This is a genomic window from Faecalibacterium sp. I3-3-89 (assembly GCF_023347275.1).
Taxonomy (GTDB): domain Bacteria; phylum Bacillota; class Clostridia; order Oscillospirales; family Ruminococcaceae; genus Faecalibacterium; species Faecalibacterium butyricigenerans.
Window position 1 is genome coordinate 918,563 of sequence record NZ_CP094468.1, and the last position, 17,471, is coordinate 936,033.

A 17,471-nucleotide genomic window follows, 5' to 3' on the forward strand; every position below is an offset into this window, starting at 1 on the left:
TATCCCCAAAGGAAAGACGGCCCGCATGGGAAATGCGGAGCCGCCGGAGTCCATGGCAGACGGATATGGCAGACAGCAGAGAGCCGTACAGGCAGAAAGGGCGCAGTTATGACGCTTATGACAGTCCCCGCAGCAAGCATCGCAGGCATGGTATTTTCCCTTGTCGTCTCCTTCGCACTTCCCATAGGCCTTTTCATCTACGCAAAGAAGAAGCTGGGCGCGAAGGCGGCACCGTTCTTTATCGGGTGCGGCGTTTTCTTCGTGATGGTGGTGATGCTGGAAGCTGCCATCCATCGCATCGTGTTCCAGCTGGCCGGAGAAGCGCTGACCGGAAGCGTGATCCTATACGCAGTCTATGGCGGCCTGATGGCAGCACTTTTTGAAGAGACTGGCCGTTACATCGCCATGAGGTTTCTGGTGAAGCCGATGGACTTTCCGAATGCCTTTATGTATGGTGCCGGACACGGCGGCGTGGAGGCAATGCTTCTGTGCGGCGTGGCATCCATCAGCAACATCGCAAGTGCCGTGATGATAAACTCCGGCACCATGTCTGCACAGCTGGCGTCTCTTGACGCAAAGAAGGCGGCAGACACGGCAGCGGCTCTTTCGGCGCTGTGGACGACACCGAGCCTGACGTTTTTTGCAGGCGGCGTAGAGCGGCTTTTGGCGGTGGTGCTCCATGTGAGCCTTTCGATTCTGGTGTTCCAGTCCATCCGCAAAAAGTCCCGGAAAGACCTGCTCAATGCGTATCTGTTCCACTTCGTCATCGATTCGCTGGCCGTTCTGCTCAGTGCAGTGGCATCTGTCTGGGTGGTGGAGCTTGTCGTTGCACTCGTGACCGGCGGGGCTGTCCTGATGGCAAAGTATGCCTGTATGGAAGAGTGAACGCACGGAAATATTCTTGATATATAAGTATATAAAAGTCCCCTCTTCGTCATTGGAGCAAGAACCGTGACGAAGAGGGGACTTTCGATTTCTGTTACTTTTTCTCGTGGTCAGACCAGCCGCTGGAGCTTATAATATCGCCGTCCGGCGTGCACCAAAGGGCCTCCACGCCGTCGAGGGACTCGACGAGCTTCTGACCATCCTCAAGGGACATACAGAACAGGCCGGTGGTGAGGCAGTCGGCCGCGCCGGAGTCGGGGGAGAGGACGCTGACGCTGTCGAAGTAGCGGGCGGGCCAGAGGGTGTCCGGGTCGATGAGATGGTGGTAGCGCACGCCGTCTACGACGTAGTACCGCTGGTAGTTGCCGCTGGTGACGAGGGCCATGTCGCTCATGTTGACACCGGAGACGTAGGAGGAGCTGGCGGTGTAGACCTCGGAGGAGTTCCACGGGTTTTCCACGCCGCCCGACCACTGGGAGCCGTCGGGTTTTGTGCCGATGGCGCGGAGGTTGCCGCCCACGCTGATGAGGGCGCTGGTCAGGCCCCGGGCCTCAGCAGCCTGCGCCACCATCTCGACGGCATAACCCTTGCCCACGCTGCCCACGTCGAGGGACATGGCGGGGTCGGAGAGGTAGACCGTCTTGGCCTCCTCGTCGATGACGAGGTCAGAAATATCACAGTGCTGTGCGGCGGCATCCAGCGCTTCCTGCGAGGGCAGCTGGTTGTCCGCCTCGCTTTCGGTGGCCTCAGCGGCCTCGCGGCAGTCGTGCCAGATGCGGAGGACGCTGCCCATGGCGATGTTCAGCTTGCCGCCGGTGGTGTCGTACATCTGCCGGGCCAGCTCCAGCATCCCGAGGATCTTATCGTCCACCTGAACCGGGGCAGTGCCCGCGTTGTCGTTGATGGTCTTGACGTTCACCACACCGTCGTAGTCGTTGTAGATGTCGTAGAGACGGTGGTATTCCAGCAGGTCGGCGTGGAGGGCGTCCATCTGGCGGTTGAACTCCTCCTCGCTGTCGCAGTAGGCGATGACCTGCGTTACGGTGTCAAAAGCGTCGTAAAAGATGGTGCTGTACCGCTGGGCATCCGCGCTCACGCCGGAGGCCGCAGGCTTTTGAGATGAGCCGCAGGCAGCAAGGAGGCTCAGGCAGAGCGTCCCGGCCAGCAGGGTAGAAACAAAGCGCTTGATGCTCATGCCTGCTCCTTTGCCGCAGCCGTGAAGGCGGCGTGCTCCTCAGACAGGTGAGCCAGCAGGTCGCCGAAGACCCAGTTCTTGTTGGAGGGGGTGATGACGGCCTTGAGGGGAATGTTCACCTGCGCCTGCTTCATGAGGTCCAGCAGGGTGTCGAGGTCTTTTTCCCGGAAGTTTGCCAGCACCAGCGCAGGAGGATAGGCACCCGGTTCCAGCACGAGGGTGCGGGAGGTCTTGACCTCCACCTCGCCCAGCAGCTGGGCGACGGTCTTGCCTGCGTCGGCGGGGGAGACGGACAGCAGCTTCATGCCGAAGGCGGGGGCCATCCCCTCAAGGATGCCCCGGTCGGCGGCGGACAGGTTCCAGCCCAGCGCCAGCGGGACGCCGGCATTCTGGTTGCGTGCGATATGTGCTTTCATTGCATCGTACCTCTTTTTCAAAGGATAAATCAAAATACACTATAGTATACCATAAAGAACGGAAAAAGAAAACGCGGCCCAAAGAAAAAACGCCCTCCGAAGAGGGCGCACGGTGCAAAACTCAGTTCATCTTCTTGCCGAAGAACTCCACCTCTTTGCCGATGAAGTCCATCAGCTCGTCGAACTGGTCGGGGGTCAGGCTCTGGGCACCGTCGCACTTGGCCTTGGCGGGGTCGTTGTGGACCTCGATCATCAGGCCGTCGGCACCGGCGGCGACGGCGGCCTTTGCCAGCTGAGGCACCATCCATGCGTGGCCGCAGGCGTGGCTGGGGTCCACGATGACGGGCAGGTGGGTCATCTTGTGAAGCATGACCACACCGGCGAGGTCGAGGGTGTTCCGCATACTGGTCTCGAAGGTGCGGATGCCGCGCTCGCAGAGGATGACGTTCTCGTTGCCCTCGGCCATGATGTACTCGGCGCTCATGACGAACTCCTCCAGCGTGTTGGCAAGGCCGCGCTTGAGCAGGACGGGCTTCTTCTGACGGCCCACGGCCTTGAGCAGCTCGAAGTTCTGCATATTGCGGGCGCCGACCTGAATGAGGTCCACATTCTCAAAGAGGGGCAGATGCTCGGTGTTCATGATCTCGGTGACGATGGGAGAGCCGGTGGCACGGCGGGCCAGCTTGAGCAGGTCGAGGCCCTCGCTGCGCATCCCTTGGAAAGAATAAGGGGAGGTGCGGGGCTTGAATGCGCCGCCGCGCAGCAGGGAGGCACCGGCGGCCTTGACGCGCTGGGCGCAGTAGGTGATCTGGGCCTCGCTCTCAATGCTGCACGGGCCTGCGATGACGGCAAAACTGCCGCCGCCGATCTTCACGCCCTCCACATCAATGACGCTGTCGTCCGGATGGAATTTGCGGTTGGCTTTCTTGTACGGCTCCGAGACGCGGCGGCAGGTCTCGACCACCGGATTTGCCAGCACCCAGCTCTCGGCGATGGCCTTGGTGTCGCCGATGAGTCCGAGGATGTGGGTGTCGCTGCCCTTGGAGTCATTGATCTGCAGGCCCATGCCTTCCAGCTCGCGGCAGAATTCGTGGACCTTGGCTTCGGGGGCGTCCTGTTTGAGTACGATGATCATGGCGGGTTCTCCTTTTCCTATTTCCGTACGGCAGGGGAGAGGAAGCCGCCTTGCCGCAGATGTTTCAGTATCATGAACTTCACTATCGTGAAGTGACGGGGCATGGACATAGCATATCACTTCAGTTTCATGAAGTCAAGAGCTTTCTCAAAAGTTTTTGAATTTTGGGAGAGAAAGTGGTAGAATAAATCTGGACTCAACCTCTCAGTCTCGCTTCGCTCGACAGCTCCCCTACCGAGGGGAGCCTCTGGCGAAGAGGAGAAGTTTTCCGCTATGCCAAGGCCTCCCCTCGATAGGGGAGGTGGCACGCCGTAAGGCGTGACGGAGAGGTTAATACAACAATAGAGGTCTTACATATGGGCAAAGAAGCAAAAACGAACGCCATGCGCATCTTGGAGCGGGCCAAGGTGGCCTACACCGCGCATGAATATCCCCACGAAGAGGGCGTGGCGGTGGACGGCGTGAGCGTCGCCGCCAGCATGGGCGAGGACCCCGCCTGCGTCTACAAGACGCTGGTGACGCAGGGGGCCAGCAGGAACTACTTTGTTTTCGTCATCCCGGTGGCAGCGGAGCTTGACCTGAAGGCCGCCGCCCGCAGCGTGGGTGAAAAGAGCGTGGCGATGATCCACGTTGCCGACATCAACAAAGTCACCGGCTATGTCCGGGGCGGCTGCAGCCCGGTGGGCATGAAGAAGCAATACACCACCGTTTTCGACGAGAGCGTGCTGAGCCAGCCGAAGGTCTACGTCTCCGGCGGGCGCATCGGCACGCAGGTGTGCTGCGCCGCTGCCGACCTCATCAAGGCTGCACGGGCAACGACCGCGAAGATCATCTTCTGAAAAGCCTCGCAGGCGCGTTGCGTCAGCTCTCCCGGAGGGAGAGCCTTTAAAAGAATATTTATTATAGAAAGTTTCTCCAAGAAGTCGTACTTAAAAAGAAAAACGATGTCGAAACTGCACAAAATTTTAGAAAGTTTTTTGACAGCAGAGAACACAAGGGAAAATTTGCCCGAACGCTCTTTGCAAAGGCGTTTTTTTGCCGTATACTGTATCTAGACGGCGGACGGAAGGGCAGGCAAACTCTTTTTTCAGCCGGAAAGAACAGCGTGGACAACGAGGTTTGCGGAGGAGGAGCAGAATGTGGAATGAGCTGCTGAGTACCAAGTGCCGTCTCGGCGCGGGGATGCATCAGGGCCTTCGTGTAACCTGCTGCGAGTCTATGCTGTCGCAGATGAAATAAAAGGCCGTGGTGTAGGTGCATCACAGCCTTTTTTGTTTTTGTGTCGTGGGATTTTGAGAAAGAGAGGTTGGATACAGATGATTCGTAAAGTGGCAGTCATCATGGGTTCGGATAGTGATTGGCCGGTGGTCAAGGGGGCCTGCGCCCAGCTCAAGGCGCTGGACATCCCCTTTGAGGCCCACATCCTGTCGGCCCACCGCACCCCCGCCGAGGCGGCGGACTTCGCAAAAAAGGCAAAGGCAGACGGCTTCGGCGTCATCCTCTGCGCGGCGGGCATGGCAGCACATCTGGCTGGTGCTTTCGCCGCCAACACCACCCTGCCGGTCATCGGCATCCCGATGAAGGGCGGCGCGATGGACGGTCTGGATGCACTGCTGGCCACCGTCCAGATGCCCAGCGGCATCCCGGTGGCTACGGTGGCCCTGAACGGCGCAAAGAACGCCGCATGGCTGGCTGCTGAGATCTTGGCCCTCGGCGACGAGGCGCTGGCCGACCGGCTGGAGGCTGAGCGCACCGCGATGGCGCAGCAGATCGCCGCAAAGGAAGAAAAACTGCAGAAAGAGATCGAGGAACTGTAATGTCTGATTTTGCATACCCGCTTCACGAAGAGTGCGGCGTTTTCGGCATCTATGACCGTGCAGGCACGGAGGATGTGGCGGCTGCCGCCTACTCGGCCCTGTACGCTCTGCAGCACCGTGGGCAGGAGAGCTGCGGCATCGCCGTGAACGATGACGGCGTCATCAACGGCCACCGGGACCTCGGCCTTGTCAATGAGGTGCTCACCCCGGCGGTGCTGGCTTCGCTGGCAAAGCCCACGGCCCATATGGCCACCGGCCATGTCCGCTACGCCACCGCCGGCAGCCGCGTCCGGGCCAACGCCCAGCCCATGATCGTCCGGCATGGCCGGGGCACCATGGCCCTCTGCCACAACGGCAACCTGACGAACGCTCTGGAGCTTCGCCGCCAGCTGGAAAACGAGGGCGCTATCTTCCACGGCTCCTCCGATACCGAGGTCATCTGCTACCTCGTCACCCGCAACCGCCTGCGGATGGGAAGCATCGAGATCGCCATCAGCAAGACGATGGATGTCCTCGAGGGCGCCTACAGCCTCGTGGTCATGTCGGCCACCAAGCTCATCGCGGCCCGCGACCCCCGGGGCTACCGGCCTCTGTGCATCGGCACCCTGCCCGGCGGCGGCTATGCCTTCGCCAGCGAGAGCTGTGCGCTGGACGCCGTCGGTGCGACGCTGCTGCGGGATGTGGAGCCGGGCGAGATCGTCATCGCCGACACCAAGACCGGTGAGCTGCGCTCCATCAAAGACCACTGCGGCCGTCCCGACCGCCAGATGTGCGTCTTCGAGTTCATCTACTTTGCCCGCCCTGACAGCATCATTGAGGGCAGCTCGGTGCATGAGGCCCGCAAGCAGGCAGGCCGCTTCCTCGCACAGGAACACCCCGTAGAGGCCGATGTGGTCATCGGTGTGCCGGACTCCGGCCTCGATGCGGCCCTCGGCTACTCGCAGGAGAGCGGCATCCCCTACGGCATCGGCTTCATCAAGAATAAATACATCGGCCGCACCTTCATTCAGGGCAGCCAGAAGCAGCGCGAGAACAGCGTCCGCATCAAGCTGAACGTCGTGTCCAGCACCGTCAAGGGCAAGCGGGTAGTGCTGGTGGATGACTCCATCGTGCGCGGCACCACCTCCGCCCGCATCATCAAGCTGCTGCGGGACGCCGGAGCGAAGGAAGTCCACTTCCGTGTTTCCGCGCCCCCCTTCAAATATCCCTGCTATTTCGGCACCGATATCCCCGACCAGAAGCTGCTGGTCGCCACCGGCCGCACGGTGGACGAGATCAACGAGATCATCGGGGCCGACACGCTGGGCTACCTTTCGACGGAGCACGTCGTCCGGCTGGCCCAGAACGCGAACGGCGGCTTCTGCACTGCCTGCTTCACCGGCCAGTACGCCGTGAAGCCGGAAGAGGTGCTTTCCACCGATATTCATGAACGCCACCTGAATGACCGTCCCAAGGACGAGAAAAAGTTAGGAGAGTAACAATGGAAAAGAGCTATTCGGAAAGCTATGCAGCCGCAGGTGTGGACATCACCGCAGGCTACCGTTCGGTCGAACTCATGAAGCAGTATGTGGCCCGCACCATGAACGAGCACTGCATCGGCGGGCTGGGCGGCTTCGGCGGCCTGTTCGAGCTGGACTGCACCGGCTATCAGCACCCCGTCCTCATCTCGGGCACCGACGGCGTGGGCACCAAGCTGAAGATCGCCATGATCCTGGACAAGCATGACACCATCGGCATCGACTGCGTGGCCATGTGCGTCAACGATGTCATCTGCGCCGGTGCGAAGCCGCTGGTCTTCCTCGACTACATCGCCTGCGGCCGGAACATCCCCGAGAAGATCGCCGAGATCGTCAAGGGCGTGGCCGAGGGCTGCGTGCAGGCCGACTGTTCTCTGGTGGGCGGCGAGACCGCAGAGCACCCGGGCATGATGCCGGAGGAGGAGTACGATCTGGCCGGCTTCACCGTGGGCGTCGTGGACAAGGAAAAGATCCTGAGCAACGAGACCATGAAGCCCGGCGACGTCATCATCGCCCTGCCCTCCACCGGCGTCCACTCCAACGGATTCTCGCTGGTGCGCAAGATTTTCGACATCGACGGCGACCCCGCCGTTCTCAAGACTACCCCCGCAGAGCTGGGCGGCAAGACCCTCGGCGAGGCCCTGCTGGCCCCCACTAAGATCTACGTTAAGCCGGTGCTGAAGGTGCTGGAAGAGGTGGATGTCAAGGGCATCTCCCACATTACCGGCGGCGGCTTCTACGAGAACATCCCCCGCAGCCTGAAGAAGGGCTGCTGCGCCCGCATTAAGAAGGAGGATGTCCGCACTCCGGCCCTCTTCCAGCTGATGCAGAAGACCGGCAATATCTCCGAGCATGATATGTTCAACACCTTCAACATGGGCGTCGGCATGGTGCTGACCGTCCCCGCCGAGCAGGCCGACAAGGCACTGGACATCCTCCACGCCAACGGTGAGCCGGAGGCCTATCGTCTGGGCGTCATCGCAGAAGGTGAGGGTGTCGAGCTGTGCTGAACATCGCTGTGTTAGTGTCCGGCGGCGGCACCAATTTGCAGGCCCTGCTGGACAGTGAGGCCCGGGGCGAGAACCCGAACGGCAAGATCACACTGGTGGTGGCATCCAAGCCCGGCGTCTACGCGCTGGAGCGCGCAGCCAAGGCAGGCGTCGAGGGCGTGGTCGTCCGCCGGAAGGACTACGCCACCAGCGAGGCGTTCGACGCCGCCCTGCTGAAGACGCTGAAGGAACACGACATCGACCTCGTGGTGCTGGCGGGCTTCCTCTCGGTGCTCGGTCCCAGCGTCATCGAGGCCTATCCCCGCCGTATCCTGAACATCCACCCCGCCCTCATCCCGTCCTTCTGCGGGCCGGGTATGTACGGCCTGCGCCCCCACGAGGCCGCGCTGGCCCGGGGCTGCAAGGTGACGGGCGCCACCGTCCACTTCGTCAATGAAGAGTGCGATGGCGGGCCGATCCTGTTACAAAAGGCCGTGGACATCCTGCCCGGCGACACCCCCGAGGTGCTGCAGAAGCGGGTGATGGAGCAGGCCGAGTGGAAGCTGCTGCCGCAGGCGGTGGCGATGGTCTGCAGCGGAGAGGTTTAACGATAGGAGAAAGACAATGGAAAAAATCGACCTGAACGAATATCTGGCCTCCAACGAGTACCCCGGCCGCGGCATCGCGGTGGCAAAAGCACCGGATGGCCGTCAGATGTTCATTGGCTATTTCATCATGGGCCGCAGCGAGAACAGCCGCAACCGGGTATTCGACCCGGTGCCCGAGCGGGGCGGCATCTGCACGATGGCGGCAGACCCGGCCAAGCTGGAGGACCCCAGCCTCATCATCTATAACCCCGTGCTGACCCTCGGCAAGACCCACATCGTCACCAACGGCGACCAGACCGACACCATCTTTGACGAGATGAGCCGGGGCCGCAGCTTTGCCGACGCCCTGCGCACCCGCACCTTCGAGCCGGACGAGCCGAACTACACCCCCCGCATCTCCGCTGTGGTGTACGCTGACGGCAGCTATCAGATGAGCATCCTGAAGTCTGCTGACGGCAACGGCGAGAGCGTGCAGCGCTATTTCTTCGACTACCCGCAGCCCGTGGCCGGGGAGGGTCACTTCATCAGCACCTATAAGCACAACGGCAGCCCCATCCCCAGCTTTGAGGGCGAGCCGCTCCGTTTCGCCTGCCCCCGCACCATCGGCGATTTCGCCCATGGCCTGTGGCAGAACCTGAACCCCGACAACAAGGTCAGCCTCTTCGCCCGGGTCATCGACCTCGAGACCGGCGAGAGCGGCGACATGATCTTCAACAAATACGACGCTGTGTGCAGCGACCTCGACGATCCCGAGGAGCCGGAGCTGCTGCCCGAGGAGCTGGAGCTGCTGAAGAAGCTCGACGCCGAGGAAGAATAACACGAGATACAAGGAGGATGCACCAAATGAATGAACTTGCGCTGAAGTACGGCTGCAACCCCAACCAGAAGCCCAGCCGCATTTATATGGAGGACGGCTCTGACCTGCCCGTCACCGTCCTGAACGGCAAGCCGGGCTACATCAATTTTCTGGATGCCCTCAACTCCATCCAGCTGGTCAAGGAGCTGAAAGAGGCCTGCGGCCTGCCTGCCGCCGCCTCCTTCAAGCACGTCTCCCCGGCGGGCGCGGCCCTCGGCCTGCCCCTGAGCGAGGTGGAGCGGAAGATGTACCACATCGCCCCGGACATGGAGCTTTCGCCGCTGGCCTGCGCCTATGCCCGCGCCCGCGGCGCAGATCGGATGTCCTCCTTCGGCGACTGGATCGCCCTCTCCGACGTCTGCGATGTGCCCACGGCAAAGCTCATCCAGCACGAGGTGTCTGACGGCATCATCGCCCCGGGCTATGAGCCGGAGGCCCTGACCATCCTCGCCGGGAAGAAGAAGGGAAACTACAACGTGGTCGCCATCGACCCTGCCTATAAGCCCGCCTCCGTGGAGCACAAGCAGGTCTACGGCATCACCTTCGAGCAGGGCCGCAACGAGCTGGTCATCAACGCCGACACCATGCTGAACAACTGGGTCACGGAGAACAAGACCGTGACCGAGGAGCAGAAGCGCGACCTCATCATCGCCCTCATCACCCTGAAATATACCCAGTCCAACAGCGTCTGCTACACCGCAGGCGGCCAGACCATCGGCGTGGGCGCAGGCCAGCAGAGCCGCATCCACTGCACCCGTCTGGCGGGCCAGAAGGCCGACAACTGGCAGCTGCGCCATATGCCGAAGGTGCTGGACCTGCCCTTCCGTGACGATGTGGCAAAGCCCAACCGTGACAACGCCATCGATGTCTACATCGGCGACACCCCCGAGGACGTCATCGGCGACGATGTCTGGGCCGAGACCTTCACCCGTCAGCCTGAGCCGCTGACCGTTGAGGAAAAGAAGGAGTATTTGAGCCATGTCACCGGCGTCTGCCTCGGCTCGGATGCGTTCTTCCCCTTCGGCGACAACATCGAACGGGCACGCCGTTCCGGCGTCACCGCCATCGTCCAGCCCGGCGGCTCCATCCGTGACCAGCAGGTCATCGACACCTGCAATAAGTACGGCATTGCGATGGCCTTCTGCGGCATCCGGCTGTTCCATCACTAAGGGGGCATAAAAATGGCAAAGAAAATTCTGGTCGTTGGCGGCGGCGGACGTGAGCACGCCATCATCAAGGCACTGAAAAAAAGCCCCGACTGCGGTGAGGTCTGGTGTGCGCCCGGCAACGGCGGCATCGGCTATGATGCCCACTGCGTCAACATCAAGGCCACCGATGTGGAAACGATGGTGGGCTTTGCAGAGACGGAAAAGTTCGACTATGTCGTGGTAGCGCAGGACGACCCGCTGGCACTGGGCATGGTGGACGCTCTGGCAAAGGTCGGCATCCCGGCGTTCGGCCCGGACAAGGCTGCGGCCCGCATCGAGGCCTCCAAGGTCTTCTCCAAAGACCTGATGAAGAAGTACGGCATCCCCACCGCGAAGTATGAGACCTTCGACGACCCCGCCAAGGTCATGGAGTACATCAAGGCCGAGGGCAAGTACCCTGTGGTCATCAAGGCCGACGGCCTTGCGCTGGGTAAGGGCGTGCTCATCTGCGAGAACGAAGAGCAGGCTGCCGAGGGCGTCAAGGAGATCATGCTGGATAAAAAGTTCGGCGCTTCCGGCAACCATGTGGTCGTGGAGGAGTTCCTCACCGGCCCCGAGGTCAGTGTCCTCAGCTTCACCGACGGCAAGGTGGTCAAGCCGATGGTGTCCTCCATGGACCACAAGCGTGCCAACGACCACGACACCGGCCTGAACACCGGCGGCATGGGCACCGTCGCCCCCAACCCCTACTATACCCCGGCCATCGCCGCCGAGTGCATGGAAAAGATCTTCCTGCCCACCATCAAGGCCATGAATGCCGAGGGCTGCCCCTTCAAGGGCTGTCTCTACTTCGGCCTCATGCTCACTCCGGACGGCCCGAAGGTCATCGAGTACAACTGCCGCTTCGGCGACCCCGAGACGCAGGTGGTGCTGCCCCTGCTGGAGAGCGACCTGCTGAAGATCATGACCGCCTGCACCGAGGGCACGCTGGCCGACACCGAGGTGAAGTTCTCCGACGGCGCGGCTGCCTGTGTCATCCTCGCTTCCGGCGGCTACCCTGTGGCCTACGAGAAGGGCAAGCCCATCACCGGCCTTGTGGACGGTCAGCTGCCCGATGAGCCGGACGTCACGGTCTACCACTCCGGCACGGCCATCGCCGAGGACGGTCAGCTCGTCACCAACGGCGGCCGCGTGCTGGGCGTGACGGCCACTGCGCCCGGCCTGCCCCGGGCCATCGCCATTGCCTACGAGGCCGCAGAGCACATCCACTTCGATAAGCTGCACAAGCGCACCGACATCGGGATGCGGGCGCTGAAGGCGCTGGCGGAAGAATAACCTCTCAGTCTGCTTCGCAGACAGCTCCCCTATCGAGGGGAGCCTCTGGCGAAGAGGAAAACTTCTCCGATATGCCAAGGCCTCCTCTCGGTAGGGGAGGCGGCGCGGCGGAGAGGTTCTGCCCGGACGGAAAAATCGATACAGGAGGGAAATACCCAATGGTATATCGTATCTATGTTGAAAAGAAACCCGGCTTCGACGGCGAGGCCCAGAGCCTGCGCAACGAGCTGGTCTCGCTGCTGGGCATCAAGGAGCTGAGCGGCCTGCGGCTGCTCAACCGCTACGACGTGGAGGGCATCGACGAGGCATTGTTCGAGCAGTGCGTGCCCACTGTGTTCAGCGAGCCGCCGGTGGACAATACCTATGCGGAGCTGCCCGCTGCGGACGGCTGCGTGTCCTTTGCCGTGGAGTACCTGCCCGGCCAGTTCGACCAGCGCGCCGACTCTGCCGCCGAGTGCATCCAGCTCATCAGTCAGGGCGAGCGCCCGCTGGTGCGCTCTGCCCGCGTCTACCTGCTGGAGGGCACCCTGACCGACGAGCAGCTGGCCGAGATCAAGAAATACGTCATCAACCCCGTGGAGGCCCGCGAGGCTTCGCTGGACACCAAGGCTACCCTGAAGATGGAGTATCCCGTCCCCACCGAGGTGGCCGTTCTGGACGGCTTCAACGAGCTGGACGAGGAGGGCCTGAAGAAGTTCATCGATGAGAAGGGCCTTGCGATGGACCTCGGCGACATCAAGTTCTGTCAGAAGTATTTCCGCTCGGAGAAGCGCGACCCGACCATTACTGAGATCAAGATGATCGACACTTACTGGTCCGATCACTGCCGCCATACCACCTTCGGCACCATTCTGGACGACGTCCAGATCGACGATGCCGTGGTGCAGAAGGCATTTGACCGCTACATGGCCATGCGCGCCGACCTTGGCCGCGAGAACAAGCCCCGCTGCATGATGGACCTTGCCACCATCGGTGCCAAGGAGCTGAAAAAGCAGGGTGTCCTGAAGAACCTCGATGAGTCTGAGGAGATCAACGCCTGCACCGTCAAGATCAAGTGTGATGTCAACGGCAAGGACGAGGACTGGCTCTTCCTCTTCAAGAATGAGACCCACAACCATCCCACCGAGATCGAGCCGTTCGGCGGTGCGGCTACCTGCATCGGCGGTGCCATCCGTGATCCCCTGTCCGGCCGCAGCTACGTCTATCAGGCCATGCGCGTCACCGGCGCAGGCGACCCCCTCAAGCCCGTCAGCGAGACCCTGCCCGGCAAGCTGCCTCAGCGCAAGCTGGTGACGACCGCTGCCGCCGGTTATTCCTCCTACGGCAACCAGATCGGCCTCGCCACCGGTCAGGTGGATGAGATCTATCACCCCGGCTATGTGGCAAAGCGTATGGAAATCGGCGCTGTCGTGGGCGCGACTCCCGCTTCCCACGTCCGCCGCGAGTGCCCCGCCCCCGGCGACGTCATCGTCCTGCTGGGCGGCCGCACCGGCCGTGACGGCATCGGCGGCGCTACCGGCTCCTCCAAGGCCCACAAGCTGGACAGCCTCGAGCACTGCGGTGCCGAGGTGCAGAAGGGCAACGCCCCCATCGAGCGCAAGCTGCAGCGCCTGTTCCGCCGCGAAGATGCCTGCAAGATGATCAAGCGCTGCAACGACTTCGGCGCAGGCGGCGTTTCCGTCGCCATCGGCGAGCTGGCCGACGGCCTGTATATCGACCTGAACAAGGTCACGAAGAAGTATGACGGCCTCGACGGCACCGAGCTGGCCATCAGCGAGAGTCAGGAGCGAATGGCCGTGGCGCTGGCCCCCGAGGATGTGGACAAGTTCATCGCCATTGCCACCGAGGAGAACCTTGAGGCCACCCCCGTGGCGAAGGTCACGGAAGAAAAGCGTCTGAACATGGTGTGGAACGGCAAGTCCATCGTCAACATCAGCCGCGAGTTCCTGAACTCCAACGGTGCCGAGAAGCATCAGAACGTCCACATCGAGAAGGGCACCGTCTGGCAGCCCCAGTGGGCCGGTGTGACCTTCGAGCAGAAGATGAAGAACATGGTGGGCGACCTGAACGTCTGCAGCAAGAAGGGCCTTTCGGAGCGGTTCGACTCCACCATCGGCGCAGCCACTGTGCTGATGCCCTTCGGCGGCGCACGCCAGCTGACCCCCCAGAACGCCATGGTGGCCAAGCTGCCGGTGGACGGCGAGACCAACACCTGCTCCGGCATGGCATGGGGCTACAACCCCTATCTGATGAGCGCTGACCAGTATGTGGGCGCGCAGATGGCCGTGATCGAGAGCGTGACCAAGCTGGTGGCCAGCGGCTTCCGCTATGAGGACGCCTACCTGACGTTCCAGGAGTATTTCGAGCGTCTGGGCAATGTGCCGGAGCGCTGGGGCAAGCCGCTGGCCGCTCTGCTGGGCGCTCTGGATGCCCAGATGGGCCTCGGCATCGCCTCCATCGGCGGCAAGGATAGTATGTCCGGCTCCTTCGAGCAGCTGGATGTGCCTCCCACGCTGGTGTCCTTCGCCACGGCCATCGGCAAGGCCAGCCGCGTCGTCTCCACCGAGTTCAAGAAGCCGGAGAGCACGGTCGTCCTCCTCCGGCCCATCCTCGATCCGGCGACCGGCTGCCCCAACTTCTTCTCCCTGAAAGCCAACTATAAGATCGTCGAGCAGATGATGGAGGAGGGCATCGTGGCCTCCGCCTGCTCTGTGGGCTACGGCGGTCTGGCCGAGGCCCTCTTCAAGATGGGTCTGGGCAACCGCATCGGCTTCAAGATGATGACCAAGATGTCCACCCACGATATGTTCAAGCCCATGTACGGCTCCATCGTGCTGGAGATGGTCTCCGACGCCCCGGCCGGTGAGCTGCTGGGCGAGACCACGGCGGACTACGTCTTCGAGTGCTGCGGCGACAAGCTGGATATGGCACAGCTGCAGGAGATCTGGGAGTCCAAGCTCGAGCCGGTCTACCCCTACCGCAAGTCCGGCCCCGTCGTCGAGAAGATCAGCGGCAGCCTGACCGCTCCCGCTGCGCCCAAGATCGGCGTGGCAAAGCCGAAGGTCATCATCCCGGTCTTCCCGGGCACCAACTGCGAGTACGACACCGCCCGCGCCTTTGCCCGCGCCGGTGCCGACCCCGAGGTGCTGGTCATCCGCAACCTGACCCCCGCTGACGTCACTGCCAGCTGCGAGGCACTGGTGAAGGCCATCAACGAGAGCCAGATCGTCATGCTGCCCGGCGGCTTCTCCGGTGGCGACGAGCCGGACGGCAGCGCCAAGTTCATCGCCTCCTTCTTCCGCAGCCCGGCCGTCACCGAGGCGGTCCGCGACCTGCTGCAGCACCGTGACGGCCTGATGCTGGGCATCTGCAACGGCTTCCAGGCCCTCATCAAGCTGGGTCTGGCTGCTTACGGTGACATCCGCCCCATCACGTCCTGCGACCCGACCCTGACCTTCAACACCATCGGTCGCCACCAGAGTATGCTGGTGCGCACCCGCATCGCTTCCACCGGCAGCCCGTGGCTGTCCAAGTGCAGCGTGGGCGACCAGCACACCGTGGCCATCAGCCACGGCGAGGGACGCTTTGTGGCCCCCCAGAGCGTGCTGGATACCCTCATCGCCAACGGCCAGATCGCAACTCAGTACGTCGATCAGGACGACAACCCCAGCATGGACCTGCGGTATAACCCCAACGGCTCCGTCCTCGCCATCGAGGGCATCACCAGCCCGGACGGCCGCGTCTTTGGTAAGATGGGCCACTCGGAGCGCAGCGGCGAGTACCTCTACAAGAATGTCACCGGCGATAAGTATCAGCCGATCTTCGAGGGCGGCGTGGACTATTTCAAGATTTGATGGTAGAATAGAAGAAACTTACCCGATCCGCAAAGGCTCTCCCTTTGGGAGAGCTGGCGCGTGAGCGCCTGAGAGGGCAAGGATGTCAGGAAAGAGGGAAACATCGCTTGGACAAAGAGCCTGCTTATCACAGTACGGGATGCAGTTTGTCAGGCGGCTTGCCCTCTCCGGCATCGCAGGCGATGCCACCTCTCCCAAGGGGAGAGGCTTTTGGCAGCGTGACGGTAACTTTCTGGAAACGAATACCCAAGGAGGACAGCTTAATGTCTCAGCATGACCGTTATATCAGCCCCTTTTCCACCCGATATGCCTCCGATGAGATGCAGTACATCTTCTCGGACGACAACAAGTTCCGCACATGGCGCCGTCTGTGGGTGGCGCTGGCCCGGGCCGAGATGAAGCAGGGCCTGACCAATATCACCCCCGAGATGGTGGCCGAGCTGGAAGCTCATGTGGACGACATCAACTATGAGGTCGCCATCGAGAGGGAGAAGCTGGTGCGCCACGACGTTATGAGCCATGTCTACGCCTACGGCCAGCAGTGCCCCAAGGCAGCAGGCATCATCCATCTGGGCGCCACCAGCTGCTACGTCGGCGACAACACCGACATCATCGTGATGCGTCAGGGCCTTGAGCTGGTGCGCAAGAAGCTCATCGGCGTGCTGGCAAAGCTGGCCAAGTTTGCCGAGGAGTACAAGGATATGCCCTGCATGGCCTACACCCACTGCCAGCCCGCCCAGCCCACCACCGTGGGCAAGCGTGCCACCCTGTGGGCCAACGAGCTGGTGATGGACCTCAACGAGATCGACCACCGCCTTGCGACCCTGCAGCTGCGCGGTGTCAAGGGCACCACCGGTACGCAGGCCTCTTTCATGGAGCTGTTCAAGGGCGACGCCGATAAGATCCGCGCCGTGGATGCCTCTATCGCCGAGGAGATGGGCTTCGACCGCGAGGCCGTTATCCCGGTGTCCGGCCAGACCTACAGCCGCAAGGTGGATGCTTTCATCCTGAATGCTCTGGCCGGCATCGGCCAGAGCTGCATGAAGTTTGCCACCGACCTGCGTCTGCTGGCCAACTTCAAGGAGATGGAAGAGCCTTTTGAGAAGAACCAGATCGGTTCCTCTGCCATGCCCTACAAGCGCAACCCCATGCGCTGCGAGCGTATCTGCGCACTGAGCCGCTACTTGATGGTGGATGTGCTCAATCCCAGCTTCACCACTGGCACCCAGTGGTTCGAGCGGACGCTGGATGACAGCGCCAACAAGCGGGTGGCAATGGCCGAAGGCTTCCTCGCCACCGACGCCATCCTGAACATCATGCTCAACGTCACCGACGGCATCGTGGTCTACCCGAAGGTCATCCGCAGCCGCCTGATGGCGGAGCTGCCCTTCATGGCCAGCGAGAACATCATGATGCAGGCCGTGGAGAAGGGCGGCAACCGTCAGGAGCTGCACGAGCGCCTGCGCCAGCACGCCATCGCCGCCGGCAAGCAGGTCAAGGAAGAGGGCCTGCCCAACGATATGGTAGACCGTGTCGCCGCTGACCCCGCCTTTGGCCTGACCAAGGAGGAGATCACAGCGGGCCTTGTGCCCGAAAACTTCGTGGGCCGCGCTCCCCAGCAGGTGGAGGAGTTCATTGCCCACATCCTCAAGCCCATTTTCGACACGAATCCGGATGCTGTGGAGCAGCATGCGAATCTGAGTGTCTAAGGCTTCA

The 17,471-nt window shown here is 62.0% G+C and carries 14 protein-coding genes; 11 read left to right on the plus strand and 3 right to left on the minus strand.

Going from position 1 to position 17,471, the window contains the following annotated elements; genetic code table 11:
* Positions 1 to 108: 108 nt before the first annotated feature.
* Positions 109 to 885: a YhfC family intramembrane metalloprotease gene (locus tag MTP38_RS04335; RefSeq protein ID WP_227619929.1), complete on the plus strand. Its 777-nt coding sequence runs from the start codon at positions 109 to 111 to the stop codon at positions 883 to 885.
* A 94-nt stretch (positions 886 to 979) separates the two neighbouring features.
* On the opposite strand, the gene MTP38_RS04340 is transcribed toward MTP38_RS04335, so the two are convergent.
* The 3 genes from MTP38_RS04340 to aroF all read right to left on the minus strand — a co-directional run bounded on the left by MTP38_RS04340 (position 980) and on the right by aroF (position 3,631).
* Positions 980 to 2,080, minus strand: coding sequence for an FAD:protein FMN transferase (locus tag MTP38_RS04340; protein ID WP_249234360.1), 1,101 nt, complete (start codon positions 2,078 to 2,080; stop codon positions 980 to 982).
* On the minus strand, positions 2,077 to 2,496 hold the full coding sequence (locus tag MTP38_RS04345) for a DUF3783 domain-containing protein (RefSeq protein WP_249234361.1): 420 nt from the start codon (positions 2,494 to 2,496) through the stop codon (positions 2,077 to 2,079). The genes MTP38_RS04340 and MTP38_RS04345 overlap by 4 nt, the downstream gene beginning before the upstream one ends.
* Positions 2,497 to 2,617: 121 nt before the next feature.
* Positions 2,618 to 3,631: a 3-deoxy-7-phosphoheptulonate synthase gene (gene aroF / locus MTP38_RS04350; protein ID WP_227619926.1), complete on the minus strand. Its 1,014-nt coding sequence runs from the start codon at positions 3,629 to 3,631 to the stop codon at positions 2,618 to 2,620.
* Between the two features lie 356 nt (positions 3,632 to 3,987).
* On the opposite strand from aroF, the gene ybaK reads away from it, so the two are divergent.
* The 10 genes from ybaK to purB all read left to right on the plus strand — a co-directional run bounded on the left by ybaK (position 3,988) and on the right by purB (position 17,464).
* Positions 3,988 to 4,470: a Cys-tRNA(Pro) deacylase gene (gene ybaK, locus MTP38_RS04355; protein ID WP_249234362.1), complete on the plus strand. Its 483-nt coding sequence runs from the start codon at positions 3,988 to 3,990 to the stop codon at positions 4,468 to 4,470.
* A gap of 477 nt (positions 4,471 to 4,947) precedes the next feature.
* Positions 4,948 to 5,448, plus strand: coding sequence for a 5-(carboxyamino)imidazole ribonucleotide mutase (gene purE / locus MTP38_RS04360; protein ID WP_249234363.1), 501 nt, complete (start codon positions 4,948 to 4,950; stop codon positions 5,446 to 5,448).
* Complete coding sequence (gene purF, locus MTP38_RS04365) at positions 5,448 to 6,926, plus strand: amidophosphoribosyltransferase (protein WP_227619923.1); 1,479 nt, start codon at positions 5,448 to 5,450, stop codon at positions 6,924 to 6,926. Before purE ends, purF begins: the two co-directional genes overlap by 1 nt.
* Positions 6,927 to 6,928: 2 nt before the next feature.
* Complete coding sequence (purM, locus tag MTP38_RS04370) at positions 6,929 to 7,975, plus strand: phosphoribosylformylglycinamidine cyclo-ligase (protein WP_249234364.1); 1,047 nt, start codon at positions 6,929 to 6,931, stop codon at positions 7,973 to 7,975.
* Positions 7,969 to 8,562, plus strand: a complete 594-nt coding sequence (gene purN, locus MTP38_RS04375; protein WP_249234365.1) for a phosphoribosylglycinamide formyltransferase — start codon at positions 7,969 to 7,971, stop codon at positions 8,560 to 8,562. The genes purM and purN overlap by 7 nt, the downstream gene beginning before the upstream one ends.
* 16 nt (positions 8,563 to 8,578) lie before the next feature.
* Positions 8,579 to 9,379, plus strand: a complete 801-nt coding sequence (locus MTP38_RS04380; RefSeq protein ID WP_227619920.1) for an IMP cyclohydrolase — start codon at positions 8,579 to 8,581, stop codon at positions 9,377 to 9,379.
* Positions 9,380 to 9,396: 17 nt separating this feature from the next.
* Positions 9,397 to 10,587, plus strand: coding sequence for a phosphoribosylaminoimidazolecarboxamide formyltransferase (locus MTP38_RS04385; protein ID WP_330221123.1), 1,191 nt, complete (start codon positions 9,397 to 9,399; stop codon positions 10,585 to 10,587).
* A gap of 12 nt (positions 10,588 to 10,599) precedes the next feature.
* Positions 10,600 to 11,901 (plus strand): phosphoribosylamine--glycine ligase, encoded by a 1,302-nt coding sequence (gene purD / locus MTP38_RS04390; protein WP_249234367.1) that lies wholly within the window; start codon positions 10,600 to 10,602, stop codon positions 11,899 to 11,901.
* Between the two features lie 158 nt (positions 11,902 to 12,059).
* Positions 12,060 to 15,755, plus strand: coding sequence for a phosphoribosylformylglycinamidine synthase (locus MTP38_RS04395; protein WP_249234368.1), 3,696 nt, complete (start codon positions 12,060 to 12,062; stop codon positions 15,753 to 15,755).
* A gap of 263 nt (positions 15,756 to 16,018) precedes the next feature.
* Positions 16,019 to 17,464, plus strand: coding sequence for an adenylosuccinate lyase (purB, locus tag MTP38_RS04400; protein WP_227619916.1), 1,446 nt, complete (start codon positions 16,019 to 16,021; stop codon positions 17,462 to 17,464).
* The last annotated feature ends 7 nt before the right edge of the window (positions 17,465 to 17,471 follow it).

What these genes read in the sequence shown, in the direction of transcription:
- aroF (WP_227619926.1), bottom strand. Translation starts at nt 3,631, where the DNA reads ATGATCATCGTACTCAAACAGGACGCCCCCGAAGCCAAGGTCCACGAA.
- MTP38_RS04345 (WP_249234361.1), bottom strand. Translation starts at nt 2,496, where the DNA reads ATGAAAGCACATATCGCACGCAACCAGAATGCCGGCGTCCCGCTGGCG.
- MTP38_RS04395 (WP_249234368.1), top strand. Translation starts at nt 12,060, where the DNA reads ATGGTATATCGTATCTATGTTGAAAAGAAACCCGGCTTCGACGGCGAG.
- ybaK (WP_249234362.1), top strand. Translation starts at nt 3,988, where the DNA reads ATGGGCAAAGAAGCAAAAACGAACGCCATGCGCATCTTGGAGCGGGCC.
- MTP38_RS04335 (WP_227619929.1), top strand. Translation starts at nt 109, where the DNA reads ATGACGCTTATGACAGTCCCCGCAGCAAGCATCGCAGGCATGGTATTT.
- purD (WP_249234367.1), top strand. Translation starts at nt 10,600, where the DNA reads ATGGCAAAGAAAATTCTGGTCGTTGGCGGCGGCGGACGTGAGCACGCC.
- purF (WP_227619923.1), top strand. Translation starts at nt 5,448, where the DNA reads ATGTCTGATTTTGCATACCCGCTTCACGAAGAGTGCGGCGTTTTCGGC.
- purM (WP_249234364.1), top strand. Translation starts at nt 6,929, where the DNA reads ATGGAAAAGAGCTATTCGGAAAGCTATGCAGCCGCAGGTGTGGACATC.
- MTP38_RS04340 (WP_249234360.1), bottom strand. Translation starts at nt 2,080, where the DNA reads ATGAGCATCAAGCGCTTTGTTTCTACCCTGCTGGCCGGGACGCTCTGC.
- MTP38_RS04380 (WP_227619920.1), top strand. Translation starts at nt 8,579, where the DNA reads ATGGAAAAAATCGACCTGAACGAATATCTGGCCTCCAACGAGTACCCC.
- purE (WP_249234363.1), top strand. Translation starts at nt 4,948, where the DNA reads ATGATTCGTAAAGTGGCAGTCATCATGGGTTCGGATAGTGATTGGCCG.
- purB (WP_227619916.1), top strand. Translation starts at nt 16,019, where the DNA reads ATGTCTCAGCATGACCGTTATATCAGCCCCTTTTCCACCCGATATGCC.
- MTP38_RS04385 (WP_330221123.1), top strand. Translation starts at nt 9,397, where the DNA reads ATGCACCAAATGAATGAACTTGCGCTGAAGTACGGCTGCAACCCCAAC.